The organism is Provencibacterium massiliense (assembly GCF_900169495.1).
GTDB classification, from domain to species: Bacteria; Bacillota; Clostridia; order Oscillospirales; family Ruminococcaceae; genus Harryflintia; species Harryflintia acetispora.
This window is the reverse complement of record NZ_FWCH01000012.1, coordinates 384,205-400,226: the sequence shown is the minus strand read 5'-3', so window position 1 is coordinate 400,226 and position 16,022 is coordinate 384,205. Positions and strand designations below refer to the sequence as shown.

The following is a 16,022-nucleotide window of genomic DNA, read 5'->3' as shown; positions in this document are numbered from 1 at the left end:
TTTACGTTTCGCCGGAGTAGTTTTGGCCGCTGTACTGGTGGCTGTGCTGCTGCACACCGGGATCGGCTTCTGCGTTTAAGGAGGGGGACGCTTTGCATTTTATCCTATCGACCCTGCTTTTCTTTTGCGGGCTGGCCGCCGCGCTTTCGGTGCTGGCGGTCAGCTTGGTGCTGGTCGTGCGCAGCGCGCGGAGCCTCTTCCCGCTGCTCTACCTGGCCCTCTCCCTCTTCTACAGTGCGTCGCTGGTCTATGCCCTGGCCCGCCAGGGTACCGGGGTCGCCTGTGCGCAGGCAAGCGGCGGGCAGCTCGCCTTATACGGCGCACTGCTCGTCCTGCATCTTCTCTTCCTGCTCGATCTGCTGAAAAGGGCCAAGGTATCGTTTAAATCCGGGAAGGGGGCGTCACGATGACCGGGGAATTTACCATCGCGGTCCACGCGCTGGTCTACCTCAACCACAAGGGCACCACCCTCTCAAGTGAGGAGCTCTCGCAGAATGTCTGCACCAATCCCGCCCGGGTGCGCAAGGTGATGGCCATGCTCAAGAAGGGCGGGCTGATCGAAACCAAGGAGGGAGCCGAGGGCGGCTACCGCTTCTGCCTCGACCCGGGGGAAGTGACCCTGCGCCGGATCGACGAGGCGGTGGGCGTGCCGCTGGTGAGCGCCTCCTGGCGCTCGGGAAACGTGGACAAAAAATGCCTGGTCGCCTCGGGGATGGGGCGGATCATGGACGGCATTTACGGCGAGCTCGACGAGCTATGTAAGCAGCGGCTCGAGGGTATCACGATAAAAGATATCGACCGGATGATATTCAGCGGCAAAAGGACTGCGCAAGAGCGATAAACATACAAAAAGCCGGAGGCGCATAAATGCGCCTCCGGTTTTTTATCTGTCGAATCGTGAATCAGTGGTCGATCTGCAGCGTACCGCTGACCCGCGCGCCCTTTTTGACCTCGATGTTGCTCGCGGAAATGTCCCCCACTATGACCGCGGTGGAGCCCACCTCGACCTCGTTGGCAATCTTCATATTGCCTTTAACCCGGCCCTCAACCGTCGCGGCCCCGGCCGTAACGTCCCCGATGATGGCGCTGTCCTCGTCCGCCGAGAACTGGTCATGGCAGTCGATGTTCCCCTTGACGGCCGCGTTGCTGGCCACAAAGTTCTCGCTGCCGATGTTCCCCTCCACCTTGCCGGTGACGGCGGCGCGCTTCTCGCAGTCGATGTCGCCGATCACCCGGCCGCTGACCTTGATCGGGTCGGCCGTTTTGATGTTTCCGCGCACCGTGGTGCTCTTGGAAATCACCGTATAGTTGATTCCGGACGGATTGTCATAATCGAACATTTTGTTTGCCCCCCAATTTACGCTTTGTTGCTGTCATCAGGCGGCCCAAAAAGGAACGGGCGACCCGTTAAATTATAGCTGCTACTGCGCGCTGTAGTTTGCCTTGGAAAGCTCGGGATACTTCGAGCCGTCCTCCTTGTGGGAGGTGAGCAGCGCCATCCCCTCCACCGCGGAGTCGGTGCCGAGCAGGAACCACTTCTGCTTGTTGGCGCCGAGCGCGTTCCAGGTGCAGTCCATCAGATACCACTTGCCGTCGTCCATTTTGACATAATTCCACTCGTGGTCGTAGGTCGTGCCCCCCGTGGTGCCCTTGCCCGAAACGACCACGCACTCGATCCCGGCGTTGTCACAAAGGAATTTAAACGCCTTGGCATAGCCCTCGCAGGCACATTTGCGGTCCACCAGCGCGCCGGTCAGCTCGTAGACGTGGCTGTTGGAGTAGTCGAAGGTGTAGGCGACGTTCTGGGTCAGCCAGGAATTGAACTTCGTGACCGTTTCATAGGTCGTCTTGCCGGTGCCCACCGACTTGACCACCGCCTCAAGGCTTTGCTGGACCGACTTGATCTTCTCCTTGTCCAGCTTGCCACCGCTTTTGAATTCGGAGAAATAGTCCGGGCTCCAGGAAAGGGTATCCCCGCCCGTCACCTTGCAGGACTGATAGTCGTAGCTCAGCCAGAAAATTTCAGGGTTTTGCTTCTTGAGCACCTGCAAAATCTTGCTGAACTGGTCGAACGCCTGCTGGCTGGTGCCGCTGAAGTCGGAGGTCACCGTGCCCTGCATGTTGTGCAGGCCCTTGACAAAATCCTGGTAGATCCCCTGTCCCAGCTTGCTCAGGTCGGCCTGGGTCCAATCCTTGTCCTGCGTTTTGGCTGCCGCCGAAGCCGAAATCGCCGCGCCAAACAGCATAGCCGCCGCCAGTAATGCCGAAACGATCTTTTTCATTTTAAACACTATATACACTCCTCAAATGCTACTTTTCTTATTATAGCGTGAGAGACAAAAAATGTCGAGCTTTTTTCCCATTTTTGTTACAAATAAGGGCAATTCTTCCAAAAAAGCCAAAGGTAGCAAATTCTTCAAGATTCCATCGATTTTTCTTTACAAAGTACAAAATCTCTTCGTAAAAAATTAAAATCAAGGTTTCAAAGTCTTAAAACGGATCACACATCTGGCGGGTATTCTATAGACAGTTCAAAAAACAACCACCTGTAAGGAGGCATATATATGAATTACTATGATGATTTTAAAGGCAGTCAACTGGAAAACAGCTACTCCAGCAATCCGCAGTACGGCGGGGCGCCGCAGGAGGGACCGAAGAAACGGCATAACCGGGGCTTCGCAGTGGCGGTCGCCCTCGCCTGCGTGGTCTCCTCCTCGGCGATGGGCTTCGGCGGCGGCTATCTCGCCGCCAACCTCGCGGGAAACCAGAGCGCGGCTTCACAACCGGCGGACAATACCCCCACCGGCTCCACCGTTTCGAGCGCCCCGTCCTCCACGGGCGGCGTGATGAGCGTCTCGCAGATCGTCAGCTCGGTTTCCGACTCGGTGGTCGAGATCCGCACCGAGGTGCCCCAACAGAACTTTTTCATGCAGCCGGTCACCGCGCAGGCGGCGGGCAGCGGCGTGATCATCTCGCAGGACGGCTACATCGTCACCAACAACCATGTCATTGACGGCGCGCAGAAGATCACCGTGCGCCTCAAGGACGGAGAGGAAACCTATGACGCGACTTTGGTGGGGACCGATCCACAGACCGATCTGGCCGTCATCAAGATCGAGGCCGAAAACCTCAGCGCCGCCGTGATGGGCAGCTCGGATTCCTTGCAGGTCGGCGATGAGACGGTTGCCATCGGCAATCCGCTCGGCGAGCTGGGCGGCACCGTGACCAACGGCATCGTCAGCGCCTTGAACCGCGAGGTCACCATCGACGGCGAGACCCACACCCTCATCCAGACCAACGCGGCCATCAACCCCGGCAACTCGGGCGGCGGCCTCTTTAACGACAAGGGCGAGCTGATCGGGATCGTGGTGGCCAAATCCTCCGGTTCCGGGATCGAGGGGCTCGGCTTCGCCATCCCGGTCGACAAGGCCAAGACGGTAATCGAGGACCTGATCCAAAACGGCTATGTGACCGGCCGCGGGGCTTTGGGCGTCTCGGTGATCGACATCCAGGACGAGCGCTCGGCCTTTATGTACCGTGTGCCGCAGCTTGGGGTCTATATCGCGGGCGTGAACGAATCCTCGGCCGCCCAGAAGGCGGGGCTCAAGGTCGGCGACGGGATCGTGGCGGTGGGCGATGCCGAGATCTCTTCCTCCCAGGAGCTGAAAACCGAGCTGGAGAAATACTCGGCCGGTGAAACCATCAAGCTGCGCGTCCTGCGCGACGGCGAAACCCTTCCCATCAGCGTGACGCTGCAGGAGAACGTGCCGGAAAGTGTGCAGCAGACCGAGGAGGCCTAATCCGGCCATGCCGGTTTAGCGGCCGCGGCCCCCACCGCGGCCCATATAAAAAAGGAGCGGAATCATGGGATTCCGCTCCTTTTTTCTAGTTTTGTGGCGGGGCCCAGAAGGCCGCCGCGTTGGTGGTCACCCGTTCGGGACGCGACCCCGCGTAGGGAACCGGGTAGCCCTTGGGGACGAGCATCTGCGCCTGGTTATTTTCGCTTCCCTCCGAGCCGTAGGAAAAATCGGTCAGGCAGGAGAAGCGGAAGGTGTTCTTGGTCATATAGGCGCGGTAGAAATCCATATAAAAGGGCATGCGGTTGTGGCCGGCGTTGGAGTTGGCCACCAGCTTGGCGCCGCTGACCAGGCTCCGGCGCAGGGTGGGCAGATCGACATACCGGCCGGTCTCGTCCTTGAGCACCAGGCGGTAGGTCGGGTCCAGCATGATCCACTGGCCGAGGCTCTCCGAATAGGCGTGCACCACCACATGACACTCCTCGCAGGGATCGGTGGAGGGGATGCACATGATCGGCTTTGCCGGAATCCCGCTGTTGCGCAGCATCTCGCTGAGGATGATCGAGAGCCCACGGCACTCGATCCCGCCGTTTTGCCGGCAGAGGTTTATGACCGTCTGGGCGCTCAGTCCCGCCGCGTCCTCCCCTTCCGGGATGCCGTAGGAGCCGTCGTGCCTAAAGTTGTCGCATACCAGGTTCAGCAGCGCGATCATCTGGTCCACGTCGCTCTTTCCTCGGATCGCGTCGGCCATGCCGTAGTCACGCACCAGCGGAAAGGATTTATCCCATCTCCACAGCTCGTAGGTAAACGGGATGGTCCCAAAGTCTTTTTCGCTGCCGGGGTCGAAGTCGGGATACTTTGTGAGACGCTCGCGCCAGACGGAATACTCTTCATCCTCGAAAATGAACTGCGGCTGGGAGGAGTAGTCCGTCGGTTTCGAGGAAAGCTTTTCAAACTGCAGCTCGAACTCCTCGCCGTACTGCGCGTAGGTCCCGGCGAGGGTGTTTTCATCCGAGAAGTGCAGGGTGGCCATCGCGCTCCAATAGGAGTCGTTGAAGGAAAATACAAGCTCGCTGTCCTCGATCCGCCAGGCGGGCGTGAGGTAGTTCGCTTCGTAGGAATCGATTACCAGGAAGAGCCTGGGGTTCCCGGACGAAGCGATGAAGCTCATCTGCGCTTCATCCTCGGCATATTTGCCGGGCGCGGTGCGGGTATGGAAACTTCCCTTCCATACGCCGCCGAGATGGGAGAGCATCTCCTCCTGCGAATATTTCAGGAAGCTCTCCTCCTTTTTTGCGGGCTCCTCGCTCTTTTGTGAATTGACGTTCGCGCCAAAGACGGGACTGGCCGCTGCGAAGAGCATACAGGCTGTCAAAAGGACGGTGAAAAATTTCGAGAAGGGTTTCATTCCTGTCTAACTCCTGTTCTTACCGTGATTCTTACTATTGTGCCAAAATGGCTCGCCTCAATACAGGCGCCGCATGCGGCGGACGAATAATTCGGCCGTCCGCTTGTTTCATCGATTTTCCTTGTTTTAAATGTGGCCATGGCAGAAAAACTAGGAATGGGCGACCTCGCCCAATCAAACGGCTTTGGCAAACAAACGCCAAAGCGGAAAGGCAAAGCTATGCTCAAAGGAGAACACCTGTGCCTGTCGGACCTGCTGGACCAGGACCTGTCGAGCTACGAGTACTTCCAGGCGCTGCCGTCCGACATCAAGCGCAAGGTAATGGAATGCGACTTCCGCTCTCTCAGCGAGATGCAGGAATATGTTTCCAACATCATGCACTACAGCGACTAAGGCCTTGTTCCAGGAAAACGCCCGGCATGCCAACGGGCATGCCGGGCGTTTCTTTTATGCTGTGAAAGTTTCCCGATTAGTCGACACGGATGTAGATAGAACCGCTGACCTCGCGGTATTTTTTGGTATCGCGCGGGGTGAAGACAAAGCTGTACTCACCGCTCTTCTCGAGCTCTGTGCTGTTCTTTTTCTTCCACTTGCACTCACCCTTGACCTCAACTTCATCGTGATCATCGTCTTCCCAGTACGCATCGACTTCATTGTTCAAATCGTCAATCAGATCACGCAGCTCATCGCCGACAGAAGCCTCGAGGCGGCCGATGTCGAGATCCGGCTTGCGGCGGGCGACGTAATCGTCGTCGTCATCGTCATCATCATCGTCATCGTCCCTGTTGGAATCGTACTTACCGGCGTTGCCGACCAGTCTGAGGGTCGGGGTGTCGCTCTTGCTCGAGGAGCTCTTCACATTGGCCGAGCCGATCTTGGTCGAGGACTCGTTGGTGAGGGTGGCGCTCTTCGCGACCGAGGCGGAGGTAACCTTGCCGTCCTTGGTGACGGTGACCTTGGCCGCGCCGGTGATAGTCAGCTTATCAACCTTGCCGCTGATCTTCACACTGTTTTTAGAGGCCACGGACATGGTGCCGACCGACGCCGAGACGGAAAAGCTCAGACTATCGCTGAGCGACTTGTCCAGCGTCAGGGAGGTCATCGAGCCGCTCAGCGAGAGGGAGGTCTGCTTGCCGAGGGTGATTCTCTTATAGTTGTTGTTCGCATCATAGAAGCAGACCAGAAGGTCGCCGTCCTTATCGGTGACGAGCTTGAGCTTTGCGTCCTTCGAGTTGTAGGTGCCGATCGTCTTACCGTTCTGAATGAACGACACCTTGTTGTCCTCAACCTTGACGCTGTAATCGGTGGAGCTGGCCGCAGACGCCACCACTACGGTTCCCATCAGCATGGAGAGAGCGAGAACCAAAGCCATGAGTTTGCTACTGAGACTTTTCATTTTTCTTTCCTTCCTCTTAGTAAAATGATTGTTTGCCTGATTCCAAAATCATCCTAGCATAGAATTCTCTAAAAAACCTTAAAGGAAGCCAAAGACCAAGGTACCCATAAGGCTTCGATCCTTCCAGCGCACGGCAACCTTGAAATCAAAACCTGCCGGTGTTCTGATCCACCGCTGATATTCTCTATATGCTCTTCCATTCTAATCCATGTATGGTAAGAATACAAGTCCTCTGGATGCATTTCACAGAAAATTCATACACTTTTTGCTGTTCCGCCGGAAGGCTGGGATGCACCGGCAAGACAAGTATGCTATAATATTTCCAGTAGATATCGAGACGCCATCAAGACAGGAGGACTTATCCATGAGCTTTCAAATGCCAACCTATCAAGCGCCCGACTTTTCCAAGCCGGCCTTTACCGGCGCCCCCTGCGCCAAAAGCGCTCCGGCGCCCCGGGACGGGGTGGCGCCGGAGAATTACCACGCGACGAGTATCTATCCCGAGTATTTTAAGCTCGGCGGGACATGGATGCTCGCCGGGGAGAGCCGGATGGATTGCGTCGCCGTACTGGAGCCGGGCGGCGGGATCGCCACCAAGGAATTCCGCAATCTTAGGGGCGGGGACGAGGTCATCCTCGGGCGCACCGAGGACGGCTCGGAAGGAATCTACGTCCATTACGACGGCTTCTCGAAAGCGGGAGCGTCGGACGGCTCCTTCGCCTTCCGCACCGGGCGCTCGCGCGAAACGGCCTTCTCCAAGGATTACGACTCGCTTTATGAGCTGCTGAAATACGAGCGGGAACACGGCTTCATCGCCTGGGTGCTCGGCCCGGCCTGCTCCTTCGACGCCGACGCGCGCGCGGCGATGTCCGGGCTGATTGAAAACGGCTTTGCGAACGTCGTGATGGCGGGCAACGCGCTGGCCACCCACGACCTGGAGGCAGCACTCCTGCGCACCGCGCTGGGGCAGGACGTTTACACCCAGCAGCCTATGCCGAACGGCCATTACAACCACATCGACGTGATCAACAAGGTGCGCGGCTGCGGCTCGATCCCGCGGTTCATCGAAACCTATGGCGTCAAGGACGGGATCGTAAATTCCTGCGTCAGGAACGAGGTGCCCCTCGTATTGGCCGGCTCCATCCGGGACGACGGGCCGCTGCCCGAGGTGATCGGCAACGTCTACGACGCGCAGGACCGCATGCGCTCCTACATCCGGCAGGCGACCACCGTCATCTGCCTGGCCACCCAGCTGCACACCATCGCCACCGGAAACATGACCCCCTCCTTCCGGGTGATCGACGGGCAGGTGCGCCCGGTCTTCCTCTATTGCGTGGACATTTCGGAATTCGTCACCAACAAGCTGCGCGACCGCGGAAGTTTGGCGGTCACCTCGATCGTGACCAACGTACAGGACTTCCTGGTCCACCTCTGGCGGGGAACCGCAAAATAGTCCTATGCACCGCAGAACTTTTCGCTTGAAAGGCGGCGGCTTTGTGCTAGAATGAAAGCAAAAAGACAACGAGGAGGAGAGCATATGAATTACCGGACACTTGGCCGAACCGGCATGCAAGCGAGCGAGGTCGGGCTGGGGTGCGAGCATTTGCAGGGCCTGCCCTACAGCCAGGTCAAGGAGGTTGTGGACGCCGCGCTGGAATGTGGGATCAACATTTTTGACGTCTTCATGTCCGAGCCGCAGGTGCGCCTGAACCTGGGGCGCGCTCTCAAGGGGCGGCGGGAACAGGTGCTGATCCAGGGACACATCGGAGCCGCCTGGATAAACGGGCAATACGAGCGCACCCGGGACCTCGCGCTCTGTGAGCGGTTCTTCTTCGATCTGCTCGAGCGGCTGGGGACCGACTACATAGACATCGGGATGCTCCACTTTGTGGACACCGCCGAGGACTTCGAGCGGGTCTTCGCCCCGGGTGGGCTGATGGACTATGCCCAACAGCTCAAGGCCAAGGGTGTGATCCGCGCGATCGGGATGAGCTCGCACGATCCGCAAAGCGCCACGCGCGCGGTGGAGACCGGATGGCTGGACGTGCTGATGTTCAGCCTCAACCCCGCTTATGACCTGCTGCCCGAGGACACTCTGATCGACGACCTCTTCGTCCCCGCCTCGTATCAAAAGGAGGGGCTGTGCGGGATCAACCCGGTGCGCGAGGAGCTCTACCGCACCTGTGAGCGGCATGGAACCGCCATCACCGTGATGAAGGGCATGGCGGCCGGCTCGCTGCTCAGCGCCGAAATGTCCCCCTTCGGGATCGCGCTCACCCCGGCGCAGTGTATCCATTACGCGCTCACCCGTCCGGCGGTCTGCAGTGTCTTAGCCGGGGCCAAGACCGCGCAGGAGGTCAAGAGCAGCGCCGCCTACGAGACGGCGGGCGAGCGGGAGCGGGACTATTCCCTCATCCTCTCCTCCACCCCAAAATATTCGATGAAGGGCCGGTGCATGTACTGCAATCACTGTCTGCCCTGCCCGTCGCATATCGACATCGCCCAGGTGCAAAAGTACCTCGACCTGGCGCAGAGCGCAAAAGAGGTGCCGGACACGGTGCGCGCGCATTACGGGGCGCTGGAACGGCACGCCCAGGACTGTATCGCCTGTGGCAGCTGCGAGGGCAACTGCCCCTTCTCGGTGCCGGTCATCGAGCGCATGGAACAGGCAAAGGAAATTTTCGGCTTCTAGGCTGAATTTCCGGGAAAGGAACGATCTATCATGGAAAAACGTTTTCTGCTGCCCGAGGGCGGGCGGTTCTATAAGGCCAACCTGCATTGCCATTCCACCCTCTCCGACGGCGCGCTTACAATCGGGGAGCTCAAGGAGGCCTATAAAAGCCGGGGATATTCGGTGCTCGCCTATACCGACCACCGGCGGTACGAGGACCACCGCACGCTGAGCGACGAAGATTTTCTGGCACTGGCCGCGTATGAGATCAACATCGACGAATACGACTGGATGAGCGATCATGACCACTGCAAGACCTACCATCTCAACTTTTACGACACCGACCCGGATCAAAATACCGGGGAGAAACAGAAGAACCTGCTGCCCGGGCACCGCTATCAGGACGTCGGTTACATCAACGATTTTATCGCCAGGATGAACGAGCTGGGATTCCTCTGTTGCTACAACCATCCCTACTGGTCGCTGCAGACGGTGGAGGACTATAAAAACCTGCGCGGCCTGTTTGCGATGGAAATCTACAACCACGGCTGCGAGCACGACGGGCTCTACGGCTACAACTCGCAGGCCTATGACGAGATGCTGCGCGCGGGCCAGCACATCGGCTGCCTGATGACCGACGACAATCACAACGCCTTCCCCTTCGGCGACCCGCTGTGCGACTCCTTCGGGGGATTCACCATGATCAAGGCCCCTTGTCTCAGCTACCGCGCCATCATTGAGGCGCTGCAGGCGGGGGACTATTATTCCTCGATGGGGCCCGAGATCAATGCGCTCTGGCTCGAAGGAAGCCGTCTGCACATCTCCTGCTCACCGGTCGAAAAAATATTCGTTGTCACCGACGGCCGAAATACCTATAAGGCGCTTGCCCGGCCCGGCGAGACCATCACCGGGGCCTGCTTTGAGCTCAGCGGCCGGGATGCGTATATCCGGGTGGACTGCCGGGACGGCAGGGGCCTGCACGCCTGCAGTCGCGCCTATTTTGCCGATGAGCTCGGGGTTTGAGGCCAGGAGACTTGCAACCCACCTTCCCAGTGAAGAATAAGGAGAGCATTATGCATCTACGTTTGGCCGGGATGGATGACCTAACGCAGCTCAAAACAGTATACAAAGAGATCATCGGCAAGATGAACCGGGAGCATATACAAATCTGGGACGAGGTCTACCCCTGTGCGTTCTTTGAGGAGGACATCAAAAAAGGCCGCCTGTATCTTTTGACGCGGGGCCGGGACATCATAGCCTCGTTTGCCCTGTGCCCGTCAAACAGCGGCGAAGCCCATTTGAAATGGAAAGACCCGCGGGGCAAGGCGCTCTATCTCGACCGTTTCGGCGTCAACGTGGACTGCATGAGGCAAGGCGTCGGCAGCGCGGCGCTGCGGTACGCCATGGCGCTGGCCAGGGAAATGGATGCTGATTTTTTAAGGCTCCTGGTCGTGGACGTCAACCTGCCGGCGATCCGCCTATACGAAAAAAACGGATTTTGCCGGGTCGGCGGAATCTATGAAGAGAGCTTCGACGATGTAGTATTGCGCGAATATGGATATGAATCCGGGCTTTCGCAGTCCCGGTAGCTTTTCTGCCGGGCCGGTATGGTCCGGCGGCTTTCTTATAAGGGGAACCTCCGGCGTGCCGGGGGTTTCTATTTGGATACGGGTTATGCTATAATAATTATATATCATTTTCATGGCACGCCTGAGGCGATGGCCAATCATAACATCCCCAATCCGAATCAACCGAGAGGCGGAAAGAAAAAATGGCAATCAACAAAGCTATGCGCGCCGCGCTCAAGGCGCTTTCCTACCCAGACCTGGACGTCAAGAAAAATTATAAGCTCGAGCGGCAGGTGATTAGCGCCACCTCGCTGAGAGTGAGCAAGCTCTCCTACCGCATTTGGGATCACAAGGTCCCCTGCGGCGACCACGAGGTGCCTGTTCGGATCTTCAATCCTCCCAACGATCCGCCCCGGCGGCGCATGCTCCTCTTTTTCCACGGCGGCGGATGGGTGACCGGGAACATCGACAGCTACGACCGGGTCTGCGCCACCATGGCGCGCCTCACCTCCCACATCGTCGTATCGGTGGACTACCGCCTGGCGCCCGAGTATAAGTTCCCCGCGGCGCCCGAGGACTGCTACGCCGTGGCGCGGGAAGTGTTTTCAGACCCCTCTCTGCTGGGCGTGCAGCCGCAGGACATCACCCTGATCGGGGACAGCGCGGGGGGCAACCTCTCGGCCGTCGTCTCCCTGATGGCGCGCGCAAGCGGCGAATTTAGCCCAAAGCGGCAGATCCTTTTTTATCCCGCCACCTATTACGACCACAGCGAGACCTCCCCCTTCCCCTCGGTGCGTGAGAACGGGACGGATTATCTGCTGACCTCCAAGCGGGTCTGCGACTTCATCGACTTATATATGTCCGATCCAAAGGATTTGTGCAACCCCTATTTCGCGCCGCTGATGGCAAAGGATCTCTCCCATCAGCCGGACACCCTGATCATCACCGCCGAATACGACCCGCTGCGCGACGAGGGCGAGGCCTATGGCAGGCGGCTGCGCGAGGCGGGCAATGAGGCCCTGATCCACCGCATGCCCGACGCGCTGCACGGCTTTCTTTCGCTGCCGCCCACCTTCGTACAGGTCAGGCGCAGCTACGTGATGGTCAATCATTTTCTCAACGGGGAGGCGCTGTGCGAGTGAAGAGCCATCAGCCCGCGCCCTGGAGCAGGCTCGACAACGCCGCCAAAATATTCCCTCCAACCTCAGACCGGGAGGACACCAAGGTCTTCCGCTTCGCGTGCGAGCTTTCGGAAGAGGTGGACCCCGCCCTGCTGCAGCAGGCGCTGGACCGGACGGTGGAGGACTTCCCCCTCTACCTGTCGGTGATCAAAAAGGGGATGTTCTGGTACTACTTCGAGCGCAGCAACCTGCGCCCGACCGTCCATCTGGAGTGCAAATCCCCCTGCAGCCCGCTCTACGACGGGAACCGCAAGGGGCTGCTCTTCGAGGTGACCTGCTACAAGCGCCGGATCAGCCTGGAGGTCTACCACGCCCTCTCGGATGGGACCGGCGCGCTGCAATTTTTGCGCACCCTGGTGGCCCGCTACCTCGTGCTGCGGCACCCCGAGCGCTTCCCCGAGGGGATGCCGCCGCTCGATTACGACGCCTCGGGCACCCAGAAGATGGACGACAGCTTCCAAAAATATTACGGCGGCGCCAAGCGTTACCGCAAGGACCCGGCACCTCACGCCTTCCGCCTGCGCGGCGAGAAGACCGAGGACTACCGCCTGAAGGTGGTCTCGGGCGTAATGAGCGCTTCCTCGGTGCTCAAGGTGGCGCACAGCTGCGGCGCCACCCTGACGGTGCTGCTCGCCGCCGTGCTGATCGAAGCGATCCATGGGGAGATGCCCCTGCGCGAGGAGGGCCGCCCGGTGGTGCTCACCGTGCCGGTCAACCTGCGCAGCTACTTCCCCTCCGCCTCGGCGCGCAATTTCTTCGGCATCTTCAACGTCGGCTACAACTTCAAAAAGCAGCCGGGCACCTTCGAGGACATCCTCTCCCATGTGGGCGGCTACTTTAAGCGCGAGCTGACCGCCGAGCGGCTGGCGCTGCGGATGAACGAGCTGGCCGCGCTCGAGCACAATCTGATTGCCCGGGCGGTGCCCCTCGCCTTCAAGGATGTGAGCCTGCGCATCGCCAACCGCCTGAGCGAGCGGGGGATCACCGCCGCGCTCTCAAACGTGGGGCGCATCTCCATGCCCGTGGGGATGGAGGAGTATATCCGGCTCTTCGACGTGTTCACCAGCACCAACCGCCTGCAGCTCTGCCTGTGCTCCTTCGGGGATAGGCTGGTGCTCAGCTTCAGCAGCACCTTTGCCGGCGTGGACGTGCAGCGGCGCTTCTTCCGCCGGCTGGCGCAGCTGGGGATCGACATTGAAATCACCACCAACCAGCTCGACGGGCAGTAGGAGGGAATGTTATGCAATACTGTGAAGCCTGCAAGGTTTATATCCGCGGCGAACGCCGCCATTGCCCGCTCTGCCAGGGGCCGCTCTCCGGCGGCGGGGACGAGCGGGAGGAGCCCTTCCCTTTGCTCGCCATGCCGCCGCGGCCTTATCACCTTTTCTGGCGGCTGCTGCTCTTCCTGTCGGCGGCGGCTGCGGTGATCTGCGGGGCGATCAACGTGCTGCTTTGGCAGGGCGGGCCCTGGTCGCTCTATGTGCTGGCGGGGCTCGGGTCGATGTGGCTGAGCCTGGGGATCGCGCTCAACAAGCGCGGCAGCCCGACCAAGGGGCTCCTCTGGCAGGTGGCCATCCTCTCTTCCCTGGCGGCGCTGTGGGACCTGTGCACCGGCTGGCACGGCTGGTCGCTCGACTATGTGGTGCCCACCCTGTGCGTCTTCGCCATGCTGGCGATGGCCCTGCTCGCAAAACTTTTGCACCTGCGGGTGGAGGACTATATGATCTATCTGGTGATCGACGCCCTGTTCGGGATCGTGCCGCTGCTCTTTCTGCTGCTGGGCTGGCTGCGGGTATTCTACCCTTCGGTGATCTGCGTGGCGGTGAGCCTTCTTTCCCTGTGCGCCCTGCTGCTCTTTGAGGGCGAGCGCATGCGCATGGAGGTCAAAAAACGGCTGCATTTATAGCGCCAATCATCAAGCGGGCGGCAGATAAAATCTGCCGCCCGCTTATTTTTTTAATGTGTGCTCCGATCAGTAGGCGACCTTGCCCATGTAGCGGCGGGTCTCCAGCGGATGGTTGCGGTTGTGGGCCAGGGCGGCGCGGTACTCGCAACTCATGGCGTAGAAGAGGATGGGGTTAAAGTAGTCGACAACATCCTCGCTGATGGCGCCAAGGCCAAGCTCCACGGCGTCCACCACCACGTAGTCGTCGGTATGCTCCTTGATGAACTTGAGCGAACGCTCGTCCATCGGGCGGTTCTTGCCGGCGCTCATCATCTGATAATAGACGACGCCCTTCTCGGTGACCTCGAACGGGCCGTGGAAGTATTCGCCGGAATGGATGTAGCTGGCATGCATCCACTGCATCTCCATCAGCGAGCAGATGGCGAGGCCGTAAGCCTGGAACCAGTTGGCGCCCGAACCGACGGTGTAGATGATCGAGGCGTGATCGTACTTATCCGCAAAGGCGATGGTGCGCTCATGCACCGTCTCGCGGGCGGCCTTCACGATGGCGGAAATCTTGCCGAGGCCCTCCTTGACGTGCTCATAGCCCGCAAAGCCTTCCTGCTGCTGGACCAGCTCGGTCATCAGATCGAGGGTGATGCCCATCGGGGAGAGGACTAGCTCGTCGTCGTCCCAGGGATAGACCCAGACGATGAAGCGGTCGTTGTCGCAGCCGGAGCCGGCCGCATGGGTCAGGGTGATGACCGCGGCGCCGCGGTCCTTGGCCATGTGGGCCGCCTCGACGGTCTCGGGGGTGTTGCCGCTGTGCGAGCAGACGATGGCCAGGCTCTTCTCTCCGAGCTGCTTGGGGGGATTTAAGACAAACTCCTTGCTGGTATAAAACGAGGAGTGGATGGTGGAAGACTCCGCCTTGATGAAGTAGTCCGCGCCATACAGATCGACGAGCGAACCGCCGCAGGCGACGAAGTACACGTCCTTGATTTCTTTTTTCTCGGCCAGGATGTCGCTGATAACTTTCTTCGCGTCCATGCTATGTAGCCTCCTAATCAGATCATATTTTCCAGAGCTGCGCTCCGGTTCTCTACGAGACAATCATATCATAATATAACGTTATATACAAACGAAAAAACGACCAATTTTTTATATTTTTATCCGGAATCTTTCAGGCATTTTCCTCAGAGACTTGCCAAAATTCCCGCTTTGCTTTATGATAAGGATATATAATGATATGTCCGGGCCCTGTCCGGACAGAAACCGGGGGTCAGGATGAAACTCGATCAGAACATTCCCGTGCCGCTGTACCAGCAGCTGCGGGACGATATCCGCCTTTCCATCGAGACCGGGGCGCTCCCCTACGGGGCCAAGGTGCCCACCGAGACCGAGCTCAGCGACAGCTACCACGTCAGCCGGATCACGGTGCGCAAGGCCATCGAGGAGCTGGTGGAGCAGGGCTTTCTCATCAAGCGCCAGGGCAAAGGCACCTTCGTGTGCATGCCCCGGATTCAGCGCAAGATCGACTATCTGCTCAGCTTTTCCGAGAGCTGCCGGGCCTGCGGGATGGTTCCCTCCAGCCGGGTCCTTTCCCGGGAAATCCTGCCCGCAAACGAGGAGGAGGCCGCCATCCTGGGGATCGGGATCGGGGAGCAGATGCTCCATATCCGGCGCATCCGCTGCGGGGACGGCGTGCCCATCATGTGCGAAAACAACTATTACCCCTATGAGCGCTTCTCCTTTTTGATGGAGGAAAACCTCGAAGGCTCGCTCTACGAGCTGCTGAAAGACAAGCATGGGATCGAGGCCTCGGTCTCGGCCGAGAGCTGGATCGAGGCGCTCAAGGCCTCGGGCGAGCTGGCAAAGGATTTACAGGTGCAGAGCGGGGAGCCCCTCTTCTATATGTACACCCAGATTTACGATGAGCAGCACAGAATCGTCCACATCGGCCGGCAGTACATGCTCGCCGAGCGCTACCGCTTCTATCTCTCGGACAGCGACCGGGACTGGCGGGCGGTGCCGAATAGGCCTTGAGGGCTTCACCCTCAAACTCCCACCAAAGGGTACTTGTACCCTTTGGAAACCCAATTTTCTTACAAAGGCT

At 59.1% G+C, this 16,022-nt stretch carries 17 protein-coding genes; 12 read left to right on the top strand and 5 right to left on the bottom strand.

The genetic code is table 11. The features are described 5' to 3' along the window. Positions 1-92: 92 nt before the first annotated feature. Complete coding sequence (locus tag B5477_RS06940) at positions 93-410, top strand: hypothetical protein (protein WP_079699014.1); 318 nt, start codon at positions 93-95, stop codon at positions 408-410. Beyond that, positions 407-841: an RrF2 family transcriptional regulator gene (locus B5477_RS06935; RefSeq protein ID WP_079699013.1), complete on the top strand. Its 435-nt coding sequence runs from the start codon at positions 407-409 to the stop codon at positions 839-841. The genes B5477_RS06940 and B5477_RS06935 overlap by 4 nt, the downstream gene beginning before the upstream one ends. Positions 842-902: 61 nt before the next feature. Here B5477_RS06935 and B5477_RS06930 read toward each other — a convergent pair whose 3' ends face one another. Both B5477_RS06930 and B5477_RS06925 read right to left on the bottom strand, forming a co-directional pair. Further along, positions 903-1,340 carry a bactofilin family protein gene (locus B5477_RS06930; protein ID WP_079699012.1) on the bottom strand — a complete coding sequence of 146 codons (438 nt, stop codon included), beginning with the start codon at positions 1,338-1,340 and terminating at the stop codon, positions 903-905. Positions 1,341-1,421: 81 nt separating this feature from the next. Then, the gene (locus tag B5477_RS06925) at positions 1,422-2,282 is read right to left on the bottom strand and encodes a transglutaminase domain-containing protein (protein WP_242942214.1); all 861 of its coding nucleotides are present in this window, start codon (positions 2,280-2,282) and stop codon (positions 1,422-1,424) included. 282 nt (positions 2,283-2,564) lie between these two features. Between B5477_RS06925 and B5477_RS06920 the strand changes: the two genes are divergently transcribed. Continuing rightward, entirely contained in the window at positions 2,565-3,800 is a 1,236-nt protein-coding gene (locus B5477_RS06920; RefSeq protein WP_079699010.1) for a S1C family serine protease, read from the top strand. Between the two features lie 85 nt (positions 3,801-3,885). Here the strand turns inward: B5477_RS06920 and B5477_RS06915 are convergent, their stop codons facing one another. Then, a complete protein-coding gene (locus tag B5477_RS06915) occupies positions 3,886-5,205 on the bottom strand; it encodes a transglutaminase-like domain-containing protein (protein ID WP_079699009.1) in 1,320 nt (439 codons plus the stop codon). 219 nt (positions 5,206-5,424) lie between these two features. On the opposite strand from B5477_RS06915, the gene B5477_RS15035 reads away from it, so the two are divergent. Continuing rightward, positions 5,425-5,598 (top strand): hypothetical protein, encoded by a 174-nt coding sequence (locus tag B5477_RS15035; protein WP_159448957.1) that lies wholly within the window; start codon positions 5,425-5,427, stop codon positions 5,596-5,598. A 76-nt stretch (positions 5,599-5,674) separates the two neighbouring features. Here the strand turns inward: B5477_RS15035 and B5477_RS06910 are convergent, their stop codons facing one another. After that, entirely contained in the window at positions 5,675-6,601 is a 927-nt protein-coding gene (locus B5477_RS06910; protein WP_143533558.1) for a hypothetical protein, read from the bottom strand. A 364-nt stretch (positions 6,602-6,965) separates the two neighbouring features. On the opposite strand from B5477_RS06910, the gene B5477_RS06905 reads away from it, so the two are divergent. The 7 genes from B5477_RS06905 to B5477_RS06875 all read left to right on the top strand — a co-directional run bounded on the left by B5477_RS06905 (position 6,966) and on the right by B5477_RS06875 (position 13,927). After that, positions 6,966-8,054 carry a putative NPN-dependent ornithine cyclodeaminase gene (locus tag B5477_RS06905; RefSeq protein ID WP_079699007.1) on the top strand — a complete coding sequence of 363 codons (1,089 nt, stop codon included), beginning with the start codon at positions 6,966-6,968 and terminating at the stop codon, positions 8,052-8,054. An 84-nt stretch (positions 8,055-8,138) separates the two neighbouring features. Continuing rightward, complete coding sequence (locus tag B5477_RS06900; protein ID WP_079699006.1) at positions 8,139-9,293, top strand: aldo/keto reductase; 1,155 nt, start codon at positions 8,139-8,141, stop codon at positions 9,291-9,293. Positions 9,294-9,323: 30 nt separating this feature from the next. After that, on the top strand, positions 9,324-10,295 hold the full coding sequence (locus B5477_RS06895) for a PHP domain-containing protein (RefSeq protein WP_079699005.1): 972 nt from the start codon (positions 9,324-9,326) through the stop codon (positions 10,293-10,295). Positions 10,296-10,345: 50 nt separating this feature from the next. Continuing rightward, a complete protein-coding gene (locus B5477_RS06890) occupies positions 10,346-10,861 on the top strand; it encodes a GNAT family N-acetyltransferase (RefSeq protein WP_079699004.1) in 516 nt (171 codons plus the stop codon). A 182-nt stretch (positions 10,862-11,043) separates the two neighbouring features. Beyond that, positions 11,044-11,982, top strand: coding sequence for an alpha/beta hydrolase (locus tag B5477_RS06885; RefSeq protein WP_079699003.1), 939 nt, complete (start codon positions 11,044-11,046; stop codon positions 11,980-11,982). Continuing rightward, positions 11,979-13,250, top strand: a complete 1,272-nt coding sequence (locus B5477_RS06880) for a hypothetical protein (protein WP_079699002.1) — start codon at positions 11,979-11,981, stop codon at positions 13,248-13,250. Before B5477_RS06885 ends, B5477_RS06880 begins: the two co-directional genes overlap by 4 nt. Positions 13,251-13,261: 11 nt before the next feature. Then, the gene (locus B5477_RS06875; protein ID WP_079699001.1) at positions 13,262-13,927 is read left to right on the top strand and encodes a DUF6320 domain-containing protein; all 666 of its coding nucleotides are present in this window, start codon (positions 13,262-13,264) and stop codon (positions 13,925-13,927) included. A gap of 66 nt (positions 13,928-13,993) precedes the next feature. On the opposite strand, the gene B5477_RS06870 is transcribed toward B5477_RS06875, so the two are convergent. Next, complete coding sequence (locus B5477_RS06870; protein ID WP_079699000.1) at positions 13,994-14,956, bottom strand: SIS domain-containing protein; 963 nt, start codon at positions 14,954-14,956, stop codon at positions 13,994-13,996. Between the two features lie 237 nt (positions 14,957-15,193). Between B5477_RS06870 and B5477_RS06865 the strand changes: the two genes are divergently transcribed. Further along, the gene (locus B5477_RS06865; protein ID WP_079698999.1) at positions 15,194-15,952 is read left to right on the top strand and encodes a GntR family transcriptional regulator; all 759 of its coding nucleotides are present in this window, start codon (positions 15,194-15,196) and stop codon (positions 15,950-15,952) included. Positions 15,953-16,022: the final 70 nt, after the last annotated feature.

Excerpts from the sequence above, each read along its gene's own strand:
- B5477_RS06890 (WP_079699004.1), top strand. The coding sequence starts at position 10,346 with ATGCATCTACGTTTGGCCGGGATGGATGACCTAACGCAGCTCAAAACA.
- B5477_RS06915 (WP_079699009.1), bottom strand. The coding sequence starts at position 5,205 with ATGAAACCCTTCTCGAAATTTTTCACCGTCCTTTTGACAGCCTGTATG.
- B5477_RS06905 (WP_079699007.1), top strand. The coding sequence starts at position 6,966 with ATGAGCTTTCAAATGCCAACCTATCAAGCGCCCGACTTTTCCAAGCCG.
- B5477_RS06870 (WP_079699000.1), bottom strand. The coding sequence starts at position 14,956 with ATGGACGCGAAGAAAGTTATCAGCGACATCCTGGCCGAGAAAAAAGAA.
- B5477_RS06935 (WP_079699013.1), top strand. The coding sequence starts at position 407 with ATGACCGGGGAATTTACCATCGCGGTCCACGCGCTGGTCTACCTCAAC.
- B5477_RS06910 (WP_143533558.1), bottom strand. The coding sequence starts at position 6,601 with ATGAAAAGTCTCAGTAGCAAACTCATGGCTTTGGTTCTCGCTCTCTCC.
- B5477_RS06920 (WP_079699010.1), top strand. The coding sequence starts at position 2,565 with ATGAATTACTATGATGATTTTAAAGGCAGTCAACTGGAAAACAGCTAC.
- B5477_RS06900 (WP_079699006.1), top strand. The coding sequence starts at position 8,139 with ATGAATTACCGGACACTTGGCCGAACCGGCATGCAAGCGAGCGAGGTC.
- B5477_RS06885 (WP_079699003.1), top strand. The coding sequence starts at position 11,044 with ATGGCAATCAACAAAGCTATGCGCGCCGCGCTCAAGGCGCTTTCCTAC.
- B5477_RS15035 (WP_159448957.1), top strand. The coding sequence starts at position 5,425 with ATGCTCAAAGGAGAACACCTGTGCCTGTCGGACCTGCTGGACCAGGAC.
- B5477_RS06930 (WP_079699012.1), bottom strand. The coding sequence starts at position 1,340 with ATGTTCGATTATGACAATCCGTCCGGAATCAACTATACGGTGATTTCC.
- B5477_RS06865 (WP_079698999.1), top strand. The coding sequence starts at position 15,194 with ATGAAACTCGATCAGAACATTCCCGTGCCGCTGTACCAGCAGCTGCGG.
- B5477_RS06925 (WP_242942214.1), bottom strand. The coding sequence starts at position 2,282 with ATGAAAAAGATCGTTTCGGCATTACTGGCGGCGGCTATGCTGTTTGGC.
- B5477_RS06895 (WP_079699005.1), top strand. The coding sequence starts at position 9,324 with ATGGAAAAACGTTTTCTGCTGCCCGAGGGCGGGCGGTTCTATAAGGCC.
- B5477_RS06875 (WP_079699001.1), top strand. The coding sequence starts at position 13,262 with ATGCAATACTGTGAAGCCTGCAAGGTTTATATCCGCGGCGAACGCCGC.